This is a genomic window from Myxacorys sp. (genome assembly GCF_059501405.1).
The window spans coordinates 141,413-160,274 of record NZ_JCACCM010000108.1; the positions used below are offsets into that span (position 1 = coordinate 141,413).

Below are 18,862 nucleotides of genomic sequence, written 5' to 3' on the forward strand. Positions count from 1 at the left end.
GCATTTCTAACTCTCCACTCAATGACACAGATTAAAATACTGACATAGCCCAGACGAGGCAAGCTGATGCTGAAAACTCAGATTCTGTACGATACAGACTTCAATCTATGGGTTGAGTCTCAACTTCGAGCGTTGCAAGAAGGGCGCTATGAGGATTTAGACATGACTAACCTGTTAGAGGAAATTGAGGACTTGGGAAGGCGCGATCGACAAGCGTTGGAAAGTCATCTGGTAGTGATCTTTACTCATCTACTAAAGTGGGAATTTCAACCCCAACAGCAGTGCAATAGCTGGAAATCCTCCCTTCGCAATTCTAGGATTAAAATTGCCAGGACTTTAAGAGATAGTCCTAGCTTGAAGAATTTCGTACCGTCCGTGTTAGAAGAGGCTTACTTAGACGGGCGGAAAATTGCGGCAGATGAAACAGGTTTAGCCCTAGATACCTTTCCAGAAGCACCGCCATACACCTTAGAACAAGCGTTGGATGGGGACTTTTTACCGGAGTCAAGAACGCACCCACTAGAATAAGGACTGCAAAACCCGAAGTAAACCTATAAGCTTGTGACTATCTTAAGACCGTAACCATAGCTCTAATCGAGATGAGAAAAGCGTATGCTGAAAACTCAAGTTCTCTATGACACAGACTTCAATCTGTGGGTTGAGTCTCAACTTCGAGCGTTGCAAGAGGGACGTTATGAGGATTTAGACATGATCAACCTGCTAGAGGAGATTGAGGACTTGGGAAAGCGCGATCGACAAGCTTTACGAAGCGATCTCAACGTTCTATTTACGCACTTACTGAAGTGGCAGTTTCAACCTAGCCAGCGCTCCAATAGTTGGAAGGCTTCAATCCGTAACGCCAGACTGAGGATTTTAGACATCTTAGAAGATAGCCCAAGCTTGAAGAATTATCTGCCGACCGTTTTAGAGAATGGATATCTAGCTGGGCGAAAGATTGCAACAGATGAGACAGGCTTGTCAATAGACACTTTTCCAGAATCGTCTCCTTACTCATTGGAACAGGCTTTAGATGAGGACTTTCTGCCAGAGTCATGAAGCCAGCATCGCTGTACCGCTAGAATGAGGAATACAAAATCCCTCTCGTAGCGTTTTTTATGTCTGTTCGAGTTCGCATCGCCCCTAGTCCCACCGGAAATTTACACATTGGAACGGCAAGAACCGCTGTTTTCAACTGGCTGTTTGCGCGTCATCAAGGCGGCAAATTTATTCTGAGAATTGAAGATACGGATTTAGAGCGATCGCAGCCCGAATTTACGCAAAACATTCTCGACGGCTTAACCTGGCTAGGGTTGACTTGGGATGAAGGACCGTTCTTCCAGAGCGATCGCATGGATCTCTATGCTCAGAACATTCAAGCCTTACTCGATAAGGGCCTAGCCTATCGCGCTTATGACACGCCAGAAGAACTAGAGGCGATGCGAGAAGCGCAGAAAGCTCGTCATGAAGCCCCCCGCTACGATAATCGTCACCGAAACTTGACGCCAGAACAGCAAGCCGCATTTGAGGCAGAAGGCCGAAAAGCCGTGATTCGGTTCAAAATTGACGACGATCGCGAGATTTCTTGGATAGATTTAGTTCGCGGAACCGTCACTTGGAAAGGGCGTGACCTCGGCGGAGATATAGTAATTTCTCGTGCCGCCGATACGCATGGGATTGGTCAACCGCTCTACAACTTTGTGGTGGTGGTCGATGATATTGAGATGCAGATCTCTCATGTGATTCGTGGAGAAGATCACATTGGTAATACGCCAAAGCAAATTTTGCTGTATGAGGCATTAGGCGCAACCGTTCCAGAATTTGGGCATACGCCCTTAATTCTCAATCAAGCGGGTCAGAAGCTCTCAAAGCGCGACGGCGTTACGTCGATTTCTGACTTTAAGCAAATGGGTTACACCCCAGAAGGCATCACGAATTATATGACCCTGCTCGGCTGGTCTCCTCCAGAACCGATGACTGAAATTTTCACGCTTGCAGAAGCCGCGCAGCAGTTCGGGTTCGATCGGGTGAATAAAGCCGGGGCAAAGTTCGATTGGGATAAGCTGAACTGGCTGAATGGGCAGTATTTGCACTCGATGCCCGTGGAGCATATTACCGATACGTTGATTCCGTATTGGCGCGACGCGAACTACCCGTTTGATGAGACCCGCGATCGCAACTGGCTTGAACAAATTGCAGCCTTAGTCGCCCCGAGCCTATCGAGATTAGATGAAGCCGTTCCGATGACGCGCTATCTATTCATGCCGTTAACCTTTACTGAAGAGGCCAAAGCCCATCTCCAGCAAGACGGCTCTGCTACTGCACTTAAAGCTATTCTTGCGGCTACCGATCCTGATACTCAATTAACAGAAGATGCAATTCAAACCGTCATTAAACAGGTTGTGAAAGAGCAAAACCTGAAAAAAGGCTTGGTGATGAAGTCTTTGAGAGCCTCTTTGACTGGAGCGTTGCAAGGGCCGGATCTGGTTCAATCGTGGCTGCTATTGAATCAGAAAGGTATGGATCGAGATCGCTTTGAGCAAGCTATTGCGATCAGCGCTTCGTAAATTTTTTAATCACTCAGATTTGTAACGCTAGGGCTATGAATTCAGCTATCTGAACTTATAGCTCTTTCGTGATTTCGTTGCCTGAATGTCATAATTTACGTTACATTTGATTAAGATTCTCTCATTAAATGCTTGAAAAATTATTTATCAGTGCATGAGACAGATGATTAAACCCCATTTGAAGGGTAATTCACTCCCTCTGCATGAGTAAGAAAATCCTGCTTTTGAGTACGATTGAGACTAGTTGTTGTAGCCGTGATTGAGGTCGCCAGTTTATGAAATCATCCTGGAGAACAATCCTGTTATGGGCACTGCCCGCTTTAGTGGTTGGGTTTTTCCTGTGGCAAGGGTCATTCGCTCCAAACCCAGATGCAGTAGCTAATAAAAATGCTGCCAATACCCGCATGACCTATGGCCGGTTCTTGGAGTATTTAGACAATAACCGGATTAAGAGCGTTGATCTATATGATGGTGGACGGACTGCCATCATCGAAGCGGTTGACCCCGAACTGGACAACCGGCTACAGCGCTTGCGGGTCGATCTTCCGGGAAATACGCCTGAGCTAATTACTCGTTTGCGGACGTCCAACATTAACTTTGATTCCCATCCGATTCGCAACGATGGTGCGGTATGGGGCCTTTTAGGTAACTTAGTCTTCCCAATTCTTTTACTGGGTGGCTTGTTCTTCTTGTTCCGTCGCTCTAACAATGTTCCGGGTGGTCCTGGACAAGCGATGAGTTTTGGGAAATCTAAAGCGCGTTTTCAGATGGATGCTAAGACAGGCGTTCTGTTTGATGATGTCGCTGGAATTGAAGAAGCCAAAGAAGAGTTGCAAGAAGTTGTCACCTTCTTGAAGAAGCCTGAGCGCTTTACGGCAGTTGGAGCGCGCATTCCGAAGGGCGTATTGCTTGTTGGACCTCCGGGAACAGGTAAGACATTGTTGGCAAAAGCGATCGCAGGAGAAGCAGGAGTTCCATTCTTCTCGATTTCGGGTTCTGAGTTTGTCGAAATGTTTGTTGGTGTGGGCGCATCTCGCGTTCGCGACTTGTTCAAAAAAGCTAAAGAAAATGCACCCTGCATCATCTTTATCGATGAAATTGATGCCGTTGGTCGTCAGCGTGGTGCAGGCATTGGCGGCGGTAACGATGAGCGGGAACAAACCTTGAACCAACTCTTGACCGAGATGGATGGTTTCGAGGGCAATACCGGAATCATTATCATCGCGGCAACCAACCGGGCGGATGTACTAGATTCTGCGCTCTTGCGTCCGGGCCGATTTGACCGTCAGGTGATGGTAGACGTTCCCGATATTAAAGGTCGTCTCGAAGTGCTAGAAGTTCATGCGCGTGACAAAAAGATTGCCGACGAGGTTTCTCTCGAAGCGATCGCCCGTCGCACCCCTGGATTCTCTGGTGCAGATCTGGCGAACTTGCTGAACGAAGCCGCAATCCTCACCGCTCGCCGTCGCAAGGATGCGATGACGATGCTAGAAATCGATGATGCCGTTGATCGGATCGTCGCAGGTATGGAGGGCACGCCGCTGGTTGATAGCAAGAGTAAGCGCTTGATTGCCTATCACGAAGTGGGTCACGCGATCGTTGGTACGCTGGTGAAAGACCATGATCCAGTGCAGAAGGTGACGCTGGTTCCACGCGGTCAGGCACAAGGATTGACCTGGTTTACACCGTCTGAAGATCAGGGATTGATTTCGCGATCGCAGATTTTAGCCCGCATCAAAGGTGCATTGGGCGGACGGGCAGCAGAGGCAGTCATCTTTGGGGATGCAGAGATCACAACTGGAGCCGGAAACGATTTACAGCAGTTGACGGGCATGGCGAGACAGATGGTAACTCGCTTCGGTATGTCTCCTCTCGGTCCAATGTCTCTTGAAAGTCAGCAAGGCGAAGTCTTCTTGGGTGGTGGCTGGATGACGCGATCGGAGTACTCCGAAGATATCGCATCCCGCATTGACGCCCAGGTTCACGATATTGTGGAACGCTGCTATCAAGAAACTTGTCAGATCATGCGAGACAACCGCGAAGTTATCGATCGCTTAGTTGACTTGCTGATCGAGAAAGAAACGATCGAGGGTGACGAGTTCCGTCAGATTGTGGCAGAGTACACGACGGTTCCTGAAAAGGAGCGCTTTGTTCCTGTTCTCTAGGTTCAAACTTAGATGTCAGACATAAAAAATAGGGGTCGCCACGGCGACCCCTATTTTTTATGCGGCTAAACCAATATTTAGAGATTGCGAAATTTAAGTGTAGTCTTCTGTATTATTTGTAGTACAATAATAAATCTAATCTCCAGTACTTCTATGAAGAGACACCTTTACTAGCTCTATGCGCTAGACGTTCTCAAAAATTTTCTGCTGATACCAGTCTTGCAAGCCCTCCGCTTGCCCGAATCGAGATAGCTAAGATAGTCTGTCTCGCGATTTCTGTTTGAATCGAATTCAACATCCGTCAGGGCGACCTACTTTAGCCGCTCCCAGGAGGTTATATGGCTAAGTTTCAAAATATCGTTTTTTACTTCCGCAACTACTGGAGAATCTCTCTCTTCAGTGTTGCAATGATGAGTCTGTTCGAGATTCTCGATCTGTTCGTTCCCTATGCGATCGGGCAAATTCTTAATGTTCTGTCTGGTCAAGCGGTCGATCGCCCTACTCAAGGGGTGATTGATGGGATTGCTCAGTGGGTTGGAGTGGGCAGTCGTTTAGATCTGGATAATCGCACTTTCACACTTGCTGTCTTGCTCATTCTAGTGTTTATTATCTCCGTGGGCCGCGCCCCAATTCAACCTTGGCTTGGGGCTTGGTTCTCGTGGGATACAGCATTCCGAGCGCGCCGCGAAAACGCTGAAAAGGCGATTCGGAAAGTGTTGACCTTACCGATAGAATTTTATGACGAAAATAATCCGGGCCGTATCTCTGCTCGTGTTGCAAAAGGATTATCTAATCATACCTGGAGTTATCCTGAAGTCGTTGGAAACTTGCTTCCACGTTTCTTTCGAGTCTTTGGTATTTTCGTTGTCGTTTTCCTAATCGAGTGGCGAATTGCGTTATTATTACTCGTTTGTTTTGTAGGAATCGTCGGATTCAATCTACTAGGGCTTAAGCGCCTTTCTAGTCAGGAAGAGAAGCTCGACAAATACATGGAGGACACCGAAAGTCGAACATCTGAAATTATCACCAACATCAAAACGGTCAAAGCATTTGCAACCGAGACCTCAGAATTGAAACGGCAGCGACAACGCCTCGATCGCGAGTTCAAGGTGCTGGACTATCGGATTCACAAAGGCTACGTCAACCTTGCTATGTACGAACGCATCGTTGTCCAGTCCAGTGTTTTTCTCGTGTTTGTGCTGACAGTCATTGCCACGGCTCAAGGCAACATTTCCTTGGGGCATTTCATTACAACGTTTACTGTGTCTAGCATGGCGTTTGCGGAAGTAGAACCGATTAGTCAAGTTGCAGAATTTTTAGCTCGTCGCTATGGCTCAATGATTCGCTTTCACGAGTTCATGCAGCTACCTGTTGGAACCGATGCAAGTGCAATAGATCGGTCGCACCATCCGAATGAAAGTGCGGAATCCATTCCCAGTTATCAGTTCACAGGGAAAGTGGAGTTTTCCCATCTCACCTTTGGATATGCAGCAGACCGCCCAGTTCTAAAAGATATCAATCTTTTAATTGAGCCGTATCAAACGGTTGCCTTAGTGGGGCGATCGGGTTCCGGTAAATCAACTCTCGTGAAGCTCCTGTTTCGCTACTTTGAACCGAATCAAGGTGCAATTCTAGTGGACGGTTACGACATCCGACGACTAGATATCACAGGGTATCGAAAGCGACTTGCGATCGTGCATCAAGAAGTCGATATCTTCAACGGAACGCTGCTAGACAATCTAATCTATGGCAATCCCAACGCCACGATGGATCAAGTTCGCGAAGCCTGTCGAATTGCTCAGGCAGACGACTTCATCTATCAGATGCCCGCCAAATATTCCACGGTTGTTGGAGAACGGGGAGTCAGGCTTTCAGGGGGTCAGCGTCAGCGAATTGGCATCGCCCGTGCCCTAATTGTTGACCCCGATGTGCTGATCTTTGATGAAGCGACATCAAGTTTAGATTATGAGTCAGAGCGATCAATTCAGTTGGCGATGCGATCGCTGCTTGGAACTCGTACGCTAATTATCATTGCTCACCGTCTCAGTACGGTTCGAGAAGCTGACAAAATCGTGGTGCTAGACAAAGGTAGCATTGTCGAAGTCGGAAGCCACGAAGAACTCCTCCATCATGGTGGTATCTATCAACGCCTACACGCGCTGCAAGAGACGGGAGAACTGCTCGCCTAAATCAATGAACCGATGTTAGGGGTAAGTCTAGCGCTTATCCTTTTCTAAATTATTTCCTAACTTATGTAAATTCATGAGCTTACGTTCTTCTATCAACTAATAGCAATACATACAACAAACTAAATAGAAATATATGCAATTAGCCAATGTATATGGAAACAAATAAATTTAAGAGTAGTGCAGAGAAAATTGTGGTATTGCAAGCAAGATTTTCACAGCATCGAGTTGAAGTTCGGTCTAATCCTGCTTACGCAGATTAATGAAGACAAGACTATATTCTATAAAGAAAAAACTTTTTTACTGTAAAGATCTGCTTTTCATACTAGAGGTAGAGGTCATGCTCCTGTAGGGTATTGGTAAGAATTTCACTACTCAGTGGCTTGTAATCTTACTACTCAATGACTTGCCTTAAAGAATCTGTTCCGTCTAAGACTTTTTAGCAGAAAGCCCTCCACGGACGTGTTTCTCATTGCATTCAGCCCTACATCACCTCATTCACCTTCAAGAAACTGTGAGACAACCCATGAGAGTTCCTGGACTTGGAAAATTGCAGAAAATAACGGACAAGTTTAAGCACCGGCTCACATCAGGAGGAATCATTCTGATGTATCACCGCATTGCTGAACCGCTAAACGATCCTTGTCGCGTCTGTGTTTCACCGCACCATTTTTCAGAGCAGCTTAAAGTCTTAAAACAACACTGTCGTCTTCTACCGTTGCAGCAGATTGTAGAAGCCGCTCAGGCTGGAGAGTCTTTAGAACGGACGGTAGGCATCACGTTTGATGATGGGTATGCAGACAATCTGTTCACGGCAAAGCCTCTCTTGGAAGAACACAATGTTCCGGCAACGATGTTTATTTCTACCGGAAATTGGCAACATAACCAGGAGTTTTGGTGGGATACGCTCGATCGCATCTTCTTGCAGCCTGGAAACCTGCCTGAAACGTTGTGCATAGAGATTGCTGGTGACTTCTACCGATGGAGCTTAGGTGATGTCGTTCAGTATTCTGAAGCGGATTTTGAGCGCGATCGCAGGTGGACAATTTACGCTCCAAGCAATGCTGACCCAACCATCCGTCACTCGATCTACCGCTCTCTCAGCCGTCTATTTTTTCCACTGCCTGAGCAAGAGCGTCAGAGTCTTCTCACACAACTTGTTAATTGGGCAAGCATTAGTTCTACAGGGCGTCTAACTCACCGATCGCTTTCGCCAGAAGAAGTTCGTCAATTGGGCGAAGGGAACTTAATCGACATAGGCGCTCATACCGTTCATCATCCGCAGCTTGCAACATTATCTACAACGCTGCAACAACAAGAAATTCAGCAAAGTAAAGTTGATCTCGAAACTCTGTTGGGTCGTTCTGTCAACAGCTTTGCCTACCCATATGGCAACTACAATACTCAAACTGTTGATTTAGTCCGCGCAACTAATTTTGCCTATGCTTGCTCAACCAATGCCAGCAAAGTTGGGCACAAGAGTGATTGCTATCAGTTGCCTCGTGTTGAGGTGCAAAACCTTGATGGAGAAGCGTTTGCAAGGTGGCTGATACAGTGGCTTTAGAGGTTAGGGCTTGGTAGCATTTGTCGATTATTTATAGGCAGCTTTGTACAGTGCATTCTATAGAGCTTCGCGAAGCTCCATAGAATCGCTTTAATGATCAAGAGAACTTCTGTCTTAGCCTCAATTGTCTTACGCTCCTTCAGCCCTGTCCAAAAGTCGTAAACTGACTCATATATCCAGCGATCAACGTTTCTCCGTAAAAGAGCGCGATCGCCCCTCCGAGTGCCAAAAAGGGACCAAACGGCATCGGCTGACGACGCGACAAAATTCCCAGCGCGATCGCGCCTCCTCCAACCATTGCACCAGAAGCACAAGCGAGAAATCCAGCTAATAGTAAGGATTTCCAGCCGAGCCATGCGCCCATCATGGCCATCAGTTTAGAATCGCCCGCGCCCATCGCTTGTTGACCGAAAACCATTGAGCCAGCGATCGCAATGAGATCCAGCAGCCAGATGCCGAGAACGGCGGCAATCGCGCCCATCATAAATCTCTCAATTGCGCCCGCTAACCCAGATGTCGTCCAGCCTAAGCAAAGTTGAAATGCTAATCCTAACACCAGACCGGATCGGGTCAACGGCTCTGGTAGAGTCATGGTGTCTAAATCGATCATCGAAAGGGCAAGCAGCCAACTGAGGAACGCCCAGTAGCCAAGCGTCTGAACCGAGACGCCAAACATCAAAAATACAAGTAAAAATAAAAGTCCAGTGGCGAATTCAATCAGCGGATAGCGCCGTGAAATAGCGCTCTTACAGTGTCCGCATTTGCCTTTGAGCCACAGCCAGCCAAACACAGGCACATTGTGGTGCTTCTTCAGCCGAGTGAGGCAGTGAGGACAGCGTGACGGCGGGTAAAGGAGTGAAAGGTTCGCGGGCAGCCGATAAATCACGACATTGAGAAAGCTGCCGATCGATGCGCCTAAAGCAAACACAACAAAGCAAGCCGGAAGCGTGAGAAAAATCTCCATAACAAATTGGGGCTAGGGTCGCAATGGGACAAGTTAATTTCTAATCTTCCCTAAAGCCAGCCTAAAGTTTGGTCTGACCGACCGATTTAACCGCAACCCTAATCCCTAGTTCTGGTTAATAGACGGAGGACTGAATCAGCTCGAAGGGAATAAAGCATTCTTGGGGTAGCAAAGCGGGTTTGCGAGTAAAGATCAGTTTGCCGCGATGGGTGACGCGATTGATCGCGACGCCGAGCGGGGGTTCGGTCAGTTCGGGATGAACTGAGTAGTAGGTTTCGTAAATTTGGCGTGCCGAGCGAATCACCATCGGGTCGAGGTACGCCGCAAAGCTGCCGTCGTCCACATCTGCTCCTGTATCTCTAATGGGTAAAGCGTTAACCACCGCGTCTGTCCTCACTTTGTGTTCCGAGAGTATCCTACTGTTAAAGTCTAGGATTGACAAAATAAATGGAATGTGAACGGTAGAAGACCTGTCTTTGGGTAGAGAGGCAGTGCCATAAGCCATCTCACCTTCACGATCTATCTATTCTTCTGTTAGCGCCTTAATCAGGATATTACCCATCGCTTCGCATCCAACTAAGGTGTTGCCCTCTGCGATAATGTCTCCGGTTCGATAGCCCTGGTCTAGGACGCGTAGTACGGCTTGCTCAATGTGGTTGGCAGCGTCGGGCTGGTTTAAGTCATAGCGCAACATCATCGCTGCGCTCAACACTTGGGCGAGGGGATTGGCTTTGTCTTGTCCGGCAATGTCAGGGGCAGATCCATGAACGGGTTCGTAAACGCCTGCACCAGATGCGCCCAAACTGGCAGAGGGCAACATGCCGATGCTGCCTGTGAGCATGGCAGCGGCATCTGAAAGGATGTCTCCAAATAAATTTCCAGTGACGATCGTATCAAACTGTTTAGGTGAGCGAACGAGTTGCATCGCCGCATTATCGACGTAGAGGTGAGACAGTTCGACATCGGGGTAGTCGGCGGCGAGGGCAGTGATGCGATCGCGCCACAGTTGCGACACTTCTAGCACGTTGGCTTTATCAACCGAGCAAAGTTTCTTCCGGCGTTTTTGAGCTGTTTCAAACGCAACGCGACCGATGCGATCGATTTCAGAGTCGGTGTACGCCATCGTGTTGACGCCCCGCTTTTCGCCCGTTTCGGTTGTAAACACACCTCTGGGCTGACCGAAATAAATGCCTCCGGTTAGTTCTCGCACCACCATAATATCAACGCCTTCGACGACTTCGCGTTTGAGCGAGGACGCGTCAATCAATTGAGGCAAGATGGTAGCGGGACGGAGATTAGCGAAGAGTCCGAGTCCGGCGCGGAGTCCGAGCAGTCCAGTTTCGGGGCGCAGATGGCGCGGTAGCGTGTCCCATTTGTAGCCCCCGATCGCGGCGAGCAGCACAGAGTCACTGTTCTTACACATTTCTAGGGTTTCAGCAGGAAGCGGTTCGCCTGTGGCATCGATCGCCGCGCCTCCAATCAGCGCTTCTTGAAACTCAAAGGTTAAGTCAAAGGTTTCACCGACCGTCTTCAACACCTTGACGGCGACTGCCATAATTTCAGGACCAATTCCATCGCCCGGAAGGAGCGTGATGCGATGCTGTGCCATGTCGGTTATAGTTTTTCATCGGACTGCGGACAGTATCATACCGTATCGCTAATTCGGAACGAAAGCTTAGGTGAGGAGAATGCGATCGACGAATTTTTGAATCAGTTGGTTTGCGATCGGAGTGTCTTGAAGATTACTCAAGATCTGAGTCACCTGCTCATCACTGTCTAAATAGCGGCTCTGATATCGAATAATCCGCTCTGCCATATCGGGCGCGTCTACTTCGGGATGAAACTGAAACCCATAAAATGGCTTGCCTGAGACTTTAAAAGCATGGAACGGACAGCGATCGGAGTACGCTAACACCACGGCTCCTTCGGGCATCACTAACGCTCGTTCTTTGTGACCCGACACTGCCCAAAAGCCGTTGGGAACATCGTGAAACAATGTGTCATCTGTCGCCGCCTCGGTGAGCCACATCTGATAGGTTCCCATTTCTAGATTGGCTTTATCAATAATGACCTGACCACCCAATGCGGCTACGGCGGCTTGAAATCCAAGACAGGAAGCTAGAACGGGAATTTCCTGATCTAAGCAATGAATTAATAGATTCTTAATTGGGATGATAAAGGGATAGATATCCGGTTGAGTAACGGAAACATCACTCGATCCGCCGATGAACAGAGCATCAAATTCATCCATGATTGACGGCTCGAACTCAGGCGTAACGAAGGTATCGAGAACTTTGAATTGACTCGCATCAAGGCGACTATAGCGCACGAATTCATCGAATTCCTCTTGGCGCGTAAAATCATCCTCTCGCATCTGAAGCAGCAGAATTTTGAGGTGAGAGCGATCAGTTGCCATGTTATTTCCTAAACCCGTCTTAGATGTATCAACAATTAAAATGCTCAACGTTAACGTCCCGACAGTGCGATCGTTAGGGCTTGCGAAGCAATCGCCACAGTCGAGGGTTAGCCTTTGAAGAGTAGAACTTCATGCTTCACTGCTGAAGTGTTTTACGTCACGTTTGAACCTTTGACAATCACTGCTGAATCTTAAACATTCACGCTTGAACCTCAGACATTCACGCTTGAACCTCAGACATTCACGCTTGAACCTCAGACATTCGTCGTTGAATGTTCAACCTATCTCAGTCCACCTCAGACATTCACGCTTGAACCTCAGACATTCACGCTTGAACCTCTGAGCATCAGCGATGCACCTCAGACATTCACGCTTGAACCTCAAACATTCGTCGTTGAATGTTCAACCTACCTCAGCCCACCTCAGACTTGCAACGACGCACCTCAGACATTCGTCGTTGAACCTTAAACATTGGCTGTTGAACCGTACACTTTCAACAGCCAATGTCTGAGCATGAGCATTGATCTACAACGATTCAAACTGCGCCATAAAACCCTCAAGCGTCAAACATTCGTCTTGAAGCGACTCTGCATCACTTACATCGTCAAGCTGAAATTCCATAATCCGCCGCCCATCCCCTTGCATCTTCTTACTAGAGAGCGGCTTAGTCGGGTATTTTGCCAGAATCTCATTGAATGCTTTAGCCTGAGTGACCCAACTATCAGCAGAGCAATTCACAATTACGCGCCACATCCATTAAAGCTCTTTGCGTGAGAGGAACGAAACCATTGTCGCATCTAACGCAACGAGCTTGCTCATCCCGTCTGCTCTCTGAGCCATTGACGGAACGATCGTCTCACCGCACTCATTGGTTCGGACTGGCCCCGCCGAATGAACTGTGGGATCATTTGCACCAGCGATAAATCTGGAAACGTGGGGCTCGTCTGAACAAGCTCATACTGGTCATTTTGCAAGACGTAAATCTTAAGCACACCATTGTCAAAGCACCAAACCTCAGGAACCTTTAGCGCTTCGTAGGCAACCATCTGAGTTTTAGAGGTGAGGTCAACTTCCAGAGCCAGATCGGGAGGTGGATCAACCGAGAGATCCAAACGTTTTTTCCCAACCATCTGTGCATAATTTTGAATGTAGAAACAGTCATCTGGCTCAATTCCGGCAGCCATCAACTCTTTCTTAAAGGTAGTCGAGCCTAGAGAAATCCATTCAATGCCCATTTCATCCAGCAGCATTTTGACAAAATCGCTGATGAATACTTTTGTCGTTTCGTGTTCGGGCAATGGAGCCATGATTTCTAGAATTCCTCCACTGTAGGCAACACGAGATGCGCGGTTCTCTCCCATCTCATCGAGAATCGCCTCAAACTCTTGCCAACTTACATCTCGAAAAAGAATGCGGTGTCCTGGCGGAATGTCGATCTGTCTTAGTTGTAGCGTGACCATCTGACCTCCGCGACCTGCAAACACTGCTCTTGTCCTCTAGTCTAGAGCGTGACGATCAGATCATCCTGCCTTTGCAGATTAAAAACTTGGGTCGCGTGAGAACCCGCTCAATCCGTTACCCAACGTTAAACATCAAAATGTTGACATCAACCCACCAAGCCCGATCGCAACGCTCGCACGGCTGCCTGAGTGCGATCGTCAGCGCACAGCTTATTCAAAATATTCCGAACATGGGTCTTCACCGTTCCCACTGTGATAAACAGCTTTTCGGCAATCACCGCATTGCTGCATCCATCTACAATCAGTTGCAATACTTCTAGCTCCCGCTCCGTCAGCGGATACGCTTCAATAATTTGGTTATATTCTGGTTCTGCCGCCGCGATCGCGACCAGATTATTTTCATCTGCCGTCCCCTGCACCACTTGGGAGGAGTGATTTTGGCGCAACACCACCCGTGCGATCGCAGGGTCAATCCAAGAGTTACCTTCATTAGTGACGCGCAACGCCTCAATCAGCTGATCGAGACTAACATCCTTCATGCAGTAAGAATCGGCTCCTGCCGCAAATGCTGCTAAGACGACATCCTCACTATCTTGTAACGTCAGAATCAAAACCCGTGTATGCGTGTCATCCTCCATCAGCGCTTGAGCTTGACGAAAGCGACGCGTCAGTTCAATTCCATCAATGTCGGGTAACCCAATATCCACGATCGCCACATCTGGCTTCATCGCCATCAACATTTTTAACCCATCGGTTCCATTAGCGGCTTCTCCCACCACCTGGAACCCGACTCGCTGTTGCAGAGCCGTTTTCATCCCGACCCTAGTTAAATCATGATCTTCAACGAGTGTGATACGAATGTCAGTATTCATTGGCGTTACTCCTATAGCGATTAGAACATAGCAGAACGTTTAACAACAGGCTTATGTAATTGTGCAGTTAATATTGTGACCCGCAGTTTAAGTGACTCCGATAGAATGGCGCTCTGCACAGAACAACCACTGTCAATTTTCGCTCTCATTCTAGATGCAGTCGTAGACCACTAGCAATGTTACGCAATTTATGACATACGTCCTAGGATAGAAATTTAGCCGAGAAAGGCTAAGCTCTGTTATATAACTTCACACTCGCTCTGAAGTCGTACTTGACTTCAGAGCGAGTGTCATTGTACCCAAGTTTCGAAAGTGAGCGCGATGTAGGCATACATCGGGTTATCCGTTAGCGGCTTATTAGACTCACCTCAAAACTAGAGTGAACCCTAGCTGATAGAACCAGGCTCTAATGCTGAACATCCTCTATTGAACTTGCTGGAGAAGAGAATAATCATAGAGGTCTCTCTGAGGATGAGCTACAAAACTCATCCTCCGTCTATAGATCCAACCTTTCTCACGGACGATATCTCTTCTTTTAACAAAAGTAATAATAAAAATATAGTTGGGCAAACGCTAGAAAAAATAAAGTTGTTTGTTTAGTGCATACTGCATTGAACACGTTAATTATTTTCACTAGGGCTGCTTGTACCTGCTACAGCACGGTTTGAAAGTCGAGAGCATGTCCTTCTCAAAGCCTATTTATTCTGGATAACCTTTGTTCTTTAGTTGAGTCATGGACGCCCCTCTCAAAATCTTGATTATTGATGATGACGCTGTCGCTCGAATCGCGATTCATCATTTACTGCATCAATCAGGAGCAAGCCTTCGAGAAGTCGTAGAAGTTGAGACGAAGGCAGAGGCAATCAGGACTTTGAATAACTCTGAAGGGAGCGCTGGGGGCCAGTTCGACTGCGCAATTGTGGACTATCATCTCCCTGATGGCAACGCATTAGAGCTAGTCAAACAGATTCGCGATCGCGGCCTTCCTATTGCGCTAATCGTTCTGCTCAGTCAAGGCAACGAAGCATTAGCGGTCGAACTGATGAGAGAGGGTGCAAACGATTGTTGGTTTAAGGGTCAGATTCAACCCAACGAGTTATCGCTCCGGTTGGGACAAGTGATGCGTTTGCATCAAGCTGAATTACTCGCCCGTGAAGTCAGCGCAAAATTACTGGAGAGCGAAGAGCGGTATCGCTTAGTCATAGAAGGTTCAACCGATGGAATCTGGGATTGGTATATCTGCAAAAACGAAGTGTTTTGCAACGATCGCTTACTCGAAATTTTAGGAGTGACTCGGCTGGCTTTACCAGGCTCTAAAGGAGCGCAAATCGGTACAGCCTACGATACCTTTCTTCAACTGATTCACCCAGACGACCAAACCCGAGTACAGCACGCGATTCAAACTCATCTGCTGCATGACACACCGTTTGAGGTTGAGTTTCGCGTGTTGCACGCTTCTGGAAACTACCGCTACTGCACTGCACGAGGGAAAGCTCAACGAGATCAACACGGCAACCTTTCTCGCATGACTGGCATCATTCATGACATCACTCAACGCAAAATAGACGAGCAAAAAATTCTTCAACTCAATCGTGACTTAGAACGTCGGCTCGTCGAGTTGCAAACCTTTTTTGATGTGTTGCCCATTGAAACTACTCTTACTAAAGAGATCAGCGATGACAACGCTATCCCTAACACTAATGAAGAGATTGCAGAAGACTTAGCACAACGCTCTGCTTTGGTAGCTGACAATGCACTTTTGCATCAGGTGACGCAACGAGCAGAACAAAACTTACGTCAAGCTGTTCTAGATTTGGGCGAACAGCAGCAGCAGTTAAGAGCGCTACAAGATTTAATCGATCTGCTTAATCAACGGTTAACCGATTTGCCAGGTTTGCTGCAAGCTACGATCGATTCTGCTTGTGCGGCGATTCCGGGTGCTGACTTTGGTCTGATTTTGTTACATAATCCTTACAGCGATCAGCTTGAGGTTAGCGCTACGATTGGGCTAGAACACGCTACATTTCCATTTCGCGAAACACTAGAACAGGTTTTTCTTACCGGAGAACCTTATTTAATGGAACGATCGGAACGGCAATCTTCCGGGCTTTCCTTTTTTTGCGCTGTTGCGATTCGTCCAGCAAAGCTCCGAAAGGTGGCATCTTCTAATGCTGCTGGATTGGGCGTTCTTGCCGTCGGCAGCTGGACAGAACAGGCCTCGTTTAAGACGGGGGACTTGGAGTTGTTAATGGCATTTAGCGAGCAAGCCGCGATCGCGCTCAACAATGCTCAACTCATTAATGCGCTTGAAGAACGAGAAGAACGATTAGCGCATCAAAACGCTATGCTAATTCATCAGAATCAGGAACTCGAAAATCAACGTCAGCAAATCGAATTGCAAAATCTCAAACTCACGGAAGCGGCTCAGCTAAAGACCCAATTTCTAGCAACCATGTCTCACGAGTTGCGCACCCCGATGAATGCGATTATGGGATTCTCGCAGCTACTGCTGAGGCACAATAAACTAGAACCAAAACCTGCGGCCATGGTGAGTCGTATTCTTAACAACAGCACCAACTTACTAGCTCTGATCAACGACATTCTTGATCTGTCCAAAATCGAATCGGGACGGTTAGAGTTAAAGCCTGCAAAATTTAACTTGTCTGATCTGCTGCTTTCAACCACCGAAGAGATGCGATCGCTGGCTGAGCAAAGAAATTTAACCCTGCGAAGCGAATCGTGTCTCAACAATCCCTGGGTGACCAATGACCGTTATCGCCTTCGTCAAGTGTTGGTCAACTTATTGTCTAACGCAATTAAATTTACTGATACTGGTGCTGTTGACGTTATGATTCGAGAAGTTACACCTGAGCGGATTGTAATTTCTGTTCAAGATACGGGTGTTGGCATTGCCCAATCTGATATTCAACATATTTTTGAAGAATTTCGCCAGGTTGATCAAAGCATTAGCCGTCGATATCCTGGTACGGGTCTAGGGCTAGCAATCACTCGGTGGTTAGTTCAGTTGATGAACGGATCGATCTCCGTTGAAAGCCAGGTAGGACAAGGCTCAACCTTTAGTGTCGAGATTCCTAGAGATATCGCGCTCGTTTCAAGCCGTGTTCTCTTATGAGGATAACCGCTCTGCAATTCTGAGTTTAGCGGAGCGCGATCGCGGATTCTCCCGCTGTTCATCTTCTTGAGGAGTGATTGGTTTTTTCGTCAACACTTTTAGAAAAGGTGATTCCTTTAATCGATGTTTGACGATGCGATCTTCCAAGCTGTGAAAGCTAATAATCGCTAACCTTCCCCCCGGAGCTAACCACTGTGGTGCTGTTTCAATAAAGGTTTCTAGCACCTCTAATTCTCGATTCACAAAAATTCTCAACGCTTGGAAGGTGCGCGTTGCTGGATGAATTCTACCGTAGCGATATTGCTTTGGAACTGAATGCGCGATCGCGTCGGCTAAAGCGGTTGTGGTTGTAAAGGGACGCCGTTCGACAATTTGTTTAGCAATGCGTCGTGACAACCGTTCTTCTCCATAAACGTAAAAAATATTCGCAAGTTCCGATTCATCCGAGTAATTCACTACCTCGGCGGCGGTCAACTCTTGCCGTTGATCCATCCGCATATCCAGCGGGGCTTCGTGACGAAAACTAAATCCTCGTTCTGCAATGTCAAACTGAGCAGAACTGACACCCAAATCTGCCAAGATTCCGTCAAACTTTAGCTCGCCCGGAGCAAATGTAGCAAAATTGCTCTGGTGAAACTGAACGCGATCTCCAAAGCGTTGTAGCTTGGCTTGAGCGGCTGCGATCGCGTTCTCATCTTGATCTAATGCCGTGACCTGAACCTCTGCCGCCGACAAAATCAGTTCAGCATGTCCGCCACCGCCGACTGTTGCATCTAAATAATGTCCGCCTGCGCGAATCGCCAACCCGTCTATCACTTCCCGGCTCAATACCGGCACGTGGGAGAACACTACACTTTCAACCATCCAAATAAATCTCCGAGCGTGAGTTGCAATTCTTTCGCAAACCCTGGAACAGGCAGAACATCCGTCTCAACCTCAAAAATGGCCACAAGTTGATCGGTGGCATACACAAGCAGTAGTTTTTCTGCGGGATCAATCAGCCATCCCAGCTGAGTGCCGTGTCTCAGACAGTGAACAATGTTAGAAGTGACTCTGGTCGGACTCTGATCGGGTGGAAGAATTTCTATTGTCCAGTCGGGAGCCGATGTAAACACGTTCGCGATATTACCATCTTCGTCGAGAGGAATTCTCGCCCAAGTGAACACGGCTACATCTGGAACTGTCGAGCGTCCACCGAAGGTACAGCGTAGCTCAGGAAATGCCTGAGCAATTTTTGGTTCCTCAACGACTCCATCAATACTTTTGATCAAGTTCTTCTGCAACTTACTATGTTTTCCTTGAGGCATCGGCCTTTGAATAACTTGATCATTGACATACTCGCTGGCAGGTTTGGTTTCTGGCAATTTTAGAAACTCTTCTAGTGTGATCGGCTTAATAGGGGTTTGTACCATATCGACCTCTCTCTTACGAATTCAACTGATCCCGGTATATTGCTCAGACATCAGCCATCTTTCATAAAGGCCGCATGATAAAGGCTACATGTGGAAATTGGCTTGATAAATCACAAATCTAGATTT

General features: G+C 47.5%; 16 protein-coding genes. 7 read left to right on the forward strand and 9 right to left on the reverse strand.

Annotated features, from left to right (window positions below):
- The first annotated feature begins 66 nt into the window (after positions 1-66).
- The 6 genes from AC5I6P_RS13975 (at position 67) to AC5I6P_RS14000 (ending at position 8,479) form a co-directional block, all read left to right on the forward strand.
- A complete protein-coding gene (locus AC5I6P_RS13975; RefSeq protein WP_495694378.1) occupies positions 67-528 on the forward strand; it encodes a DUF29 domain-containing protein in 462 nt (153 codons plus the stop codon).
- Between the two features lie 84 nt (positions 529-612).
- On the forward strand, positions 613-1,056 hold the full coding sequence (locus AC5I6P_RS13980; RefSeq protein WP_495694379.1) for a DUF29 domain-containing protein: 444 nt from the start codon (positions 613-615) through the stop codon (positions 1,054-1,056).
- A 59-nt stretch (positions 1,057-1,115) separates the two neighbouring features.
- Positions 1,116-2,564 (forward strand): glutamate--tRNA ligase, encoded by a 1,449-nt coding sequence (gltX, locus tag AC5I6P_RS13985; protein WP_495694380.1) that lies wholly within the window; start codon positions 1,116-1,118, stop codon positions 2,562-2,564.
- Positions 2,565-2,839: 275 nt separating this feature from the next.
- Positions 2,840-4,729 (forward strand): ATP-dependent zinc metalloprotease FtsH2, encoded by a 1,890-nt coding sequence (ftsH2, locus tag AC5I6P_RS13990; RefSeq protein ID WP_495694381.1) that lies wholly within the window; start codon positions 2,840-2,842, stop codon positions 4,727-4,729.
- 338 nt (positions 4,730-5,067) lie between these two features.
- Positions 5,068-6,918: an ABC transporter ATP-binding protein gene (locus AC5I6P_RS13995; RefSeq protein ID WP_495694382.1), complete on the forward strand. Its 1,851-nt coding sequence runs from the start codon at positions 5,068-5,070 to the stop codon at positions 6,916-6,918.
- A gap of 523 nt (positions 6,919-7,441) precedes the next feature.
- The gene (locus AC5I6P_RS14000; RefSeq protein WP_495694383.1) at positions 7,442-8,479 is read left to right on the forward strand and encodes a polysaccharide deacetylase family protein; all 1,038 of its coding nucleotides are present in this window, start codon (positions 7,442-7,444) and stop codon (positions 8,477-8,479) included.
- Between the two features lie 139 nt (positions 8,480-8,618).
- On the opposite strand, the gene AC5I6P_RS14005 is transcribed toward AC5I6P_RS14000, so the two are convergent.
- From AC5I6P_RS14005 to AC5I6P_RS14035, 7 genes are all read right to left on the reverse strand, one after another.
- Positions 8,619-9,443 carry a prepilin peptidase gene (locus AC5I6P_RS14005; RefSeq protein WP_495694384.1) on the reverse strand — a complete coding sequence of 275 codons (825 nt, stop codon included), beginning with the start codon at positions 9,441-9,443 and terminating at the stop codon, positions 8,619-8,621.
- Between the two features lie 115 nt (positions 9,444-9,558).
- Positions 9,559-9,825 carry a hypothetical protein gene (locus tag AC5I6P_RS14010; protein ID WP_495694385.1) on the reverse strand — a complete coding sequence of 89 codons (267 nt, stop codon included), beginning with the start codon at positions 9,823-9,825 and terminating at the stop codon, positions 9,559-9,561.
- Between the two features lie 141 nt (positions 9,826-9,966).
- A complete protein-coding gene (leuB, locus tag AC5I6P_RS14015; protein ID WP_495694386.1) occupies positions 9,967-11,052 on the reverse strand; it encodes a 3-isopropylmalate dehydrogenase in 1,086 nt (361 codons plus the stop codon).
- Positions 11,053-11,118: 66 nt separating this feature from the next.
- Positions 11,119-11,907 carry a type 1 glutamine amidotransferase gene (locus tag AC5I6P_RS14020; RefSeq protein WP_495694387.1) on the reverse strand — a complete coding sequence of 263 codons (789 nt, stop codon included), beginning with the start codon at positions 11,905-11,907 and terminating at the stop codon, positions 11,119-11,121.
- 477 nt (positions 11,908-12,384) lie between these two features.
- The gene (locus AC5I6P_RS14025) at positions 12,385-12,612 is read right to left on the reverse strand and encodes a hypothetical protein (RefSeq protein WP_495694388.1); all 228 of its coding nucleotides are present in this window, start codon (positions 12,610-12,612) and stop codon (positions 12,385-12,387) included.
- Positions 12,613-12,674: 62 nt separating this feature from the next.
- Positions 12,675-13,343: a Uma2 family endonuclease gene (locus tag AC5I6P_RS14030; protein ID WP_495694389.1), complete on the reverse strand. Its 669-nt coding sequence runs from the start codon at positions 13,341-13,343 to the stop codon at positions 12,675-12,677.
- A gap of 122 nt (positions 13,344-13,465) precedes the next feature.
- Positions 13,466-14,191, reverse strand: coding sequence for a response regulator (locus AC5I6P_RS14035; protein WP_495694390.1), 726 nt, complete (start codon positions 14,189-14,191; stop codon positions 13,466-13,468).
- 733 nt (positions 14,192-14,924) lie between these two features.
- Between AC5I6P_RS14035 and AC5I6P_RS14040 the strand changes: the two genes are divergently transcribed.
- Positions 14,925-17,324 (forward strand): ATP-binding protein, encoded by a 2,400-nt coding sequence (locus tag AC5I6P_RS14040; RefSeq protein ID WP_495694391.1) that lies wholly within the window; start codon positions 14,925-14,927, stop codon positions 17,322-17,324.
- On the opposite strand, the gene rsmH is transcribed toward AC5I6P_RS14040, so the two are convergent.
- Both rsmH and AC5I6P_RS14050 read right to left on the reverse strand, forming a co-directional pair.
- Positions 17,319-18,188, reverse strand: coding sequence for a 16S rRNA (cytosine(1402)-N(4))-methyltransferase RsmH (gene rsmH / locus AC5I6P_RS14045; RefSeq protein WP_495694392.1), 870 nt, complete (start codon positions 18,186-18,188; stop codon positions 17,319-17,321). The two genes, AC5I6P_RS14040 and rsmH, sit on opposite strands and share 6 nt — an antisense overlap.
- Positions 18,173-18,736, reverse strand: a complete 564-nt coding sequence (locus tag AC5I6P_RS14050; RefSeq protein WP_495694393.1) for a Uma2 family endonuclease — start codon at positions 18,734-18,736, stop codon at positions 18,173-18,175. Before AC5I6P_RS14050 ends, rsmH begins: the two co-directional genes overlap by 16 nt.
- Positions 18,737-18,862: the final 126 nt, after the last annotated feature.

Bases quoted from the DNA above. Each gene is read 5' to 3' on its own strand.
- AC5I6P_RS14025 (WP_495694388.1), bottom strand. From the start codon at position 12,612: ATGTGGCGCGTAATTGTGAATTGCTCTGCTGATAGTTGGGTCACTCAG.
- AC5I6P_RS14000 (WP_495694383.1), top strand. From the start codon at position 7,442: ATGAGAGTTCCTGGACTTGGAAAATTGCAGAAAATAACGGACAAGTTT.
- AC5I6P_RS14050 (WP_495694393.1), bottom strand. From the start codon at position 18,736: ATGGTACAAACCCCTATTAAGCCGATCACACTAGAAGAGTTTCTAAAA.
- ftsH2 (WP_495694381.1), top strand. From the start codon at position 2,840: ATGAAATCATCCTGGAGAACAATCCTGTTATGGGCACTGCCCGCTTTA.
- AC5I6P_RS13995 (WP_495694382.1), top strand. From the start codon at position 5,068: ATGGCTAAGTTTCAAAATATCGTTTTTTACTTCCGCAACTACTGGAGA.
- AC5I6P_RS13975 (WP_495694378.1), top strand. From the start codon at position 67: ATGCTGAAAACTCAGATTCTGTACGATACAGACTTCAATCTATGGGTT.
- leuB (WP_495694386.1), bottom strand. From the start codon at position 11,052: ATGGCACAGCATCGCATCACGCTCCTTCCGGGCGATGGAATTGGTCCT.
- gltX (WP_495694380.1), top strand. From the start codon at position 1,116: ATGTCTGTTCGAGTTCGCATCGCCCCTAGTCCCACCGGAAATTTACAC.
- AC5I6P_RS14035 (WP_495694390.1), bottom strand. From the start codon at position 14,191: ATGAATACTGACATTCGTATCACACTCGTTGAAGATCATGATTTAACT.
- AC5I6P_RS13980 (WP_495694379.1), top strand. From the start codon at position 613: ATGCTGAAAACTCAAGTTCTCTATGACACAGACTTCAATCTGTGGGTT.
- AC5I6P_RS14005 (WP_495694384.1), bottom strand. From the start codon at position 9,443: ATGGAGATTTTTCTCACGCTTCCGGCTTGCTTTGTTGTGTTTGCTTTA.
- AC5I6P_RS14040 (WP_495694391.1), top strand. From the start codon at position 14,925: ATGGACGCCCCTCTCAAAATCTTGATTATTGATGATGACGCTGTCGCT.
- rsmH (WP_495694392.1), bottom strand. From the start codon at position 18,188: ATGGTTGAAAGTGTAGTGTTCTCCCACGTGCCGGTATTGAGCCGGGAA.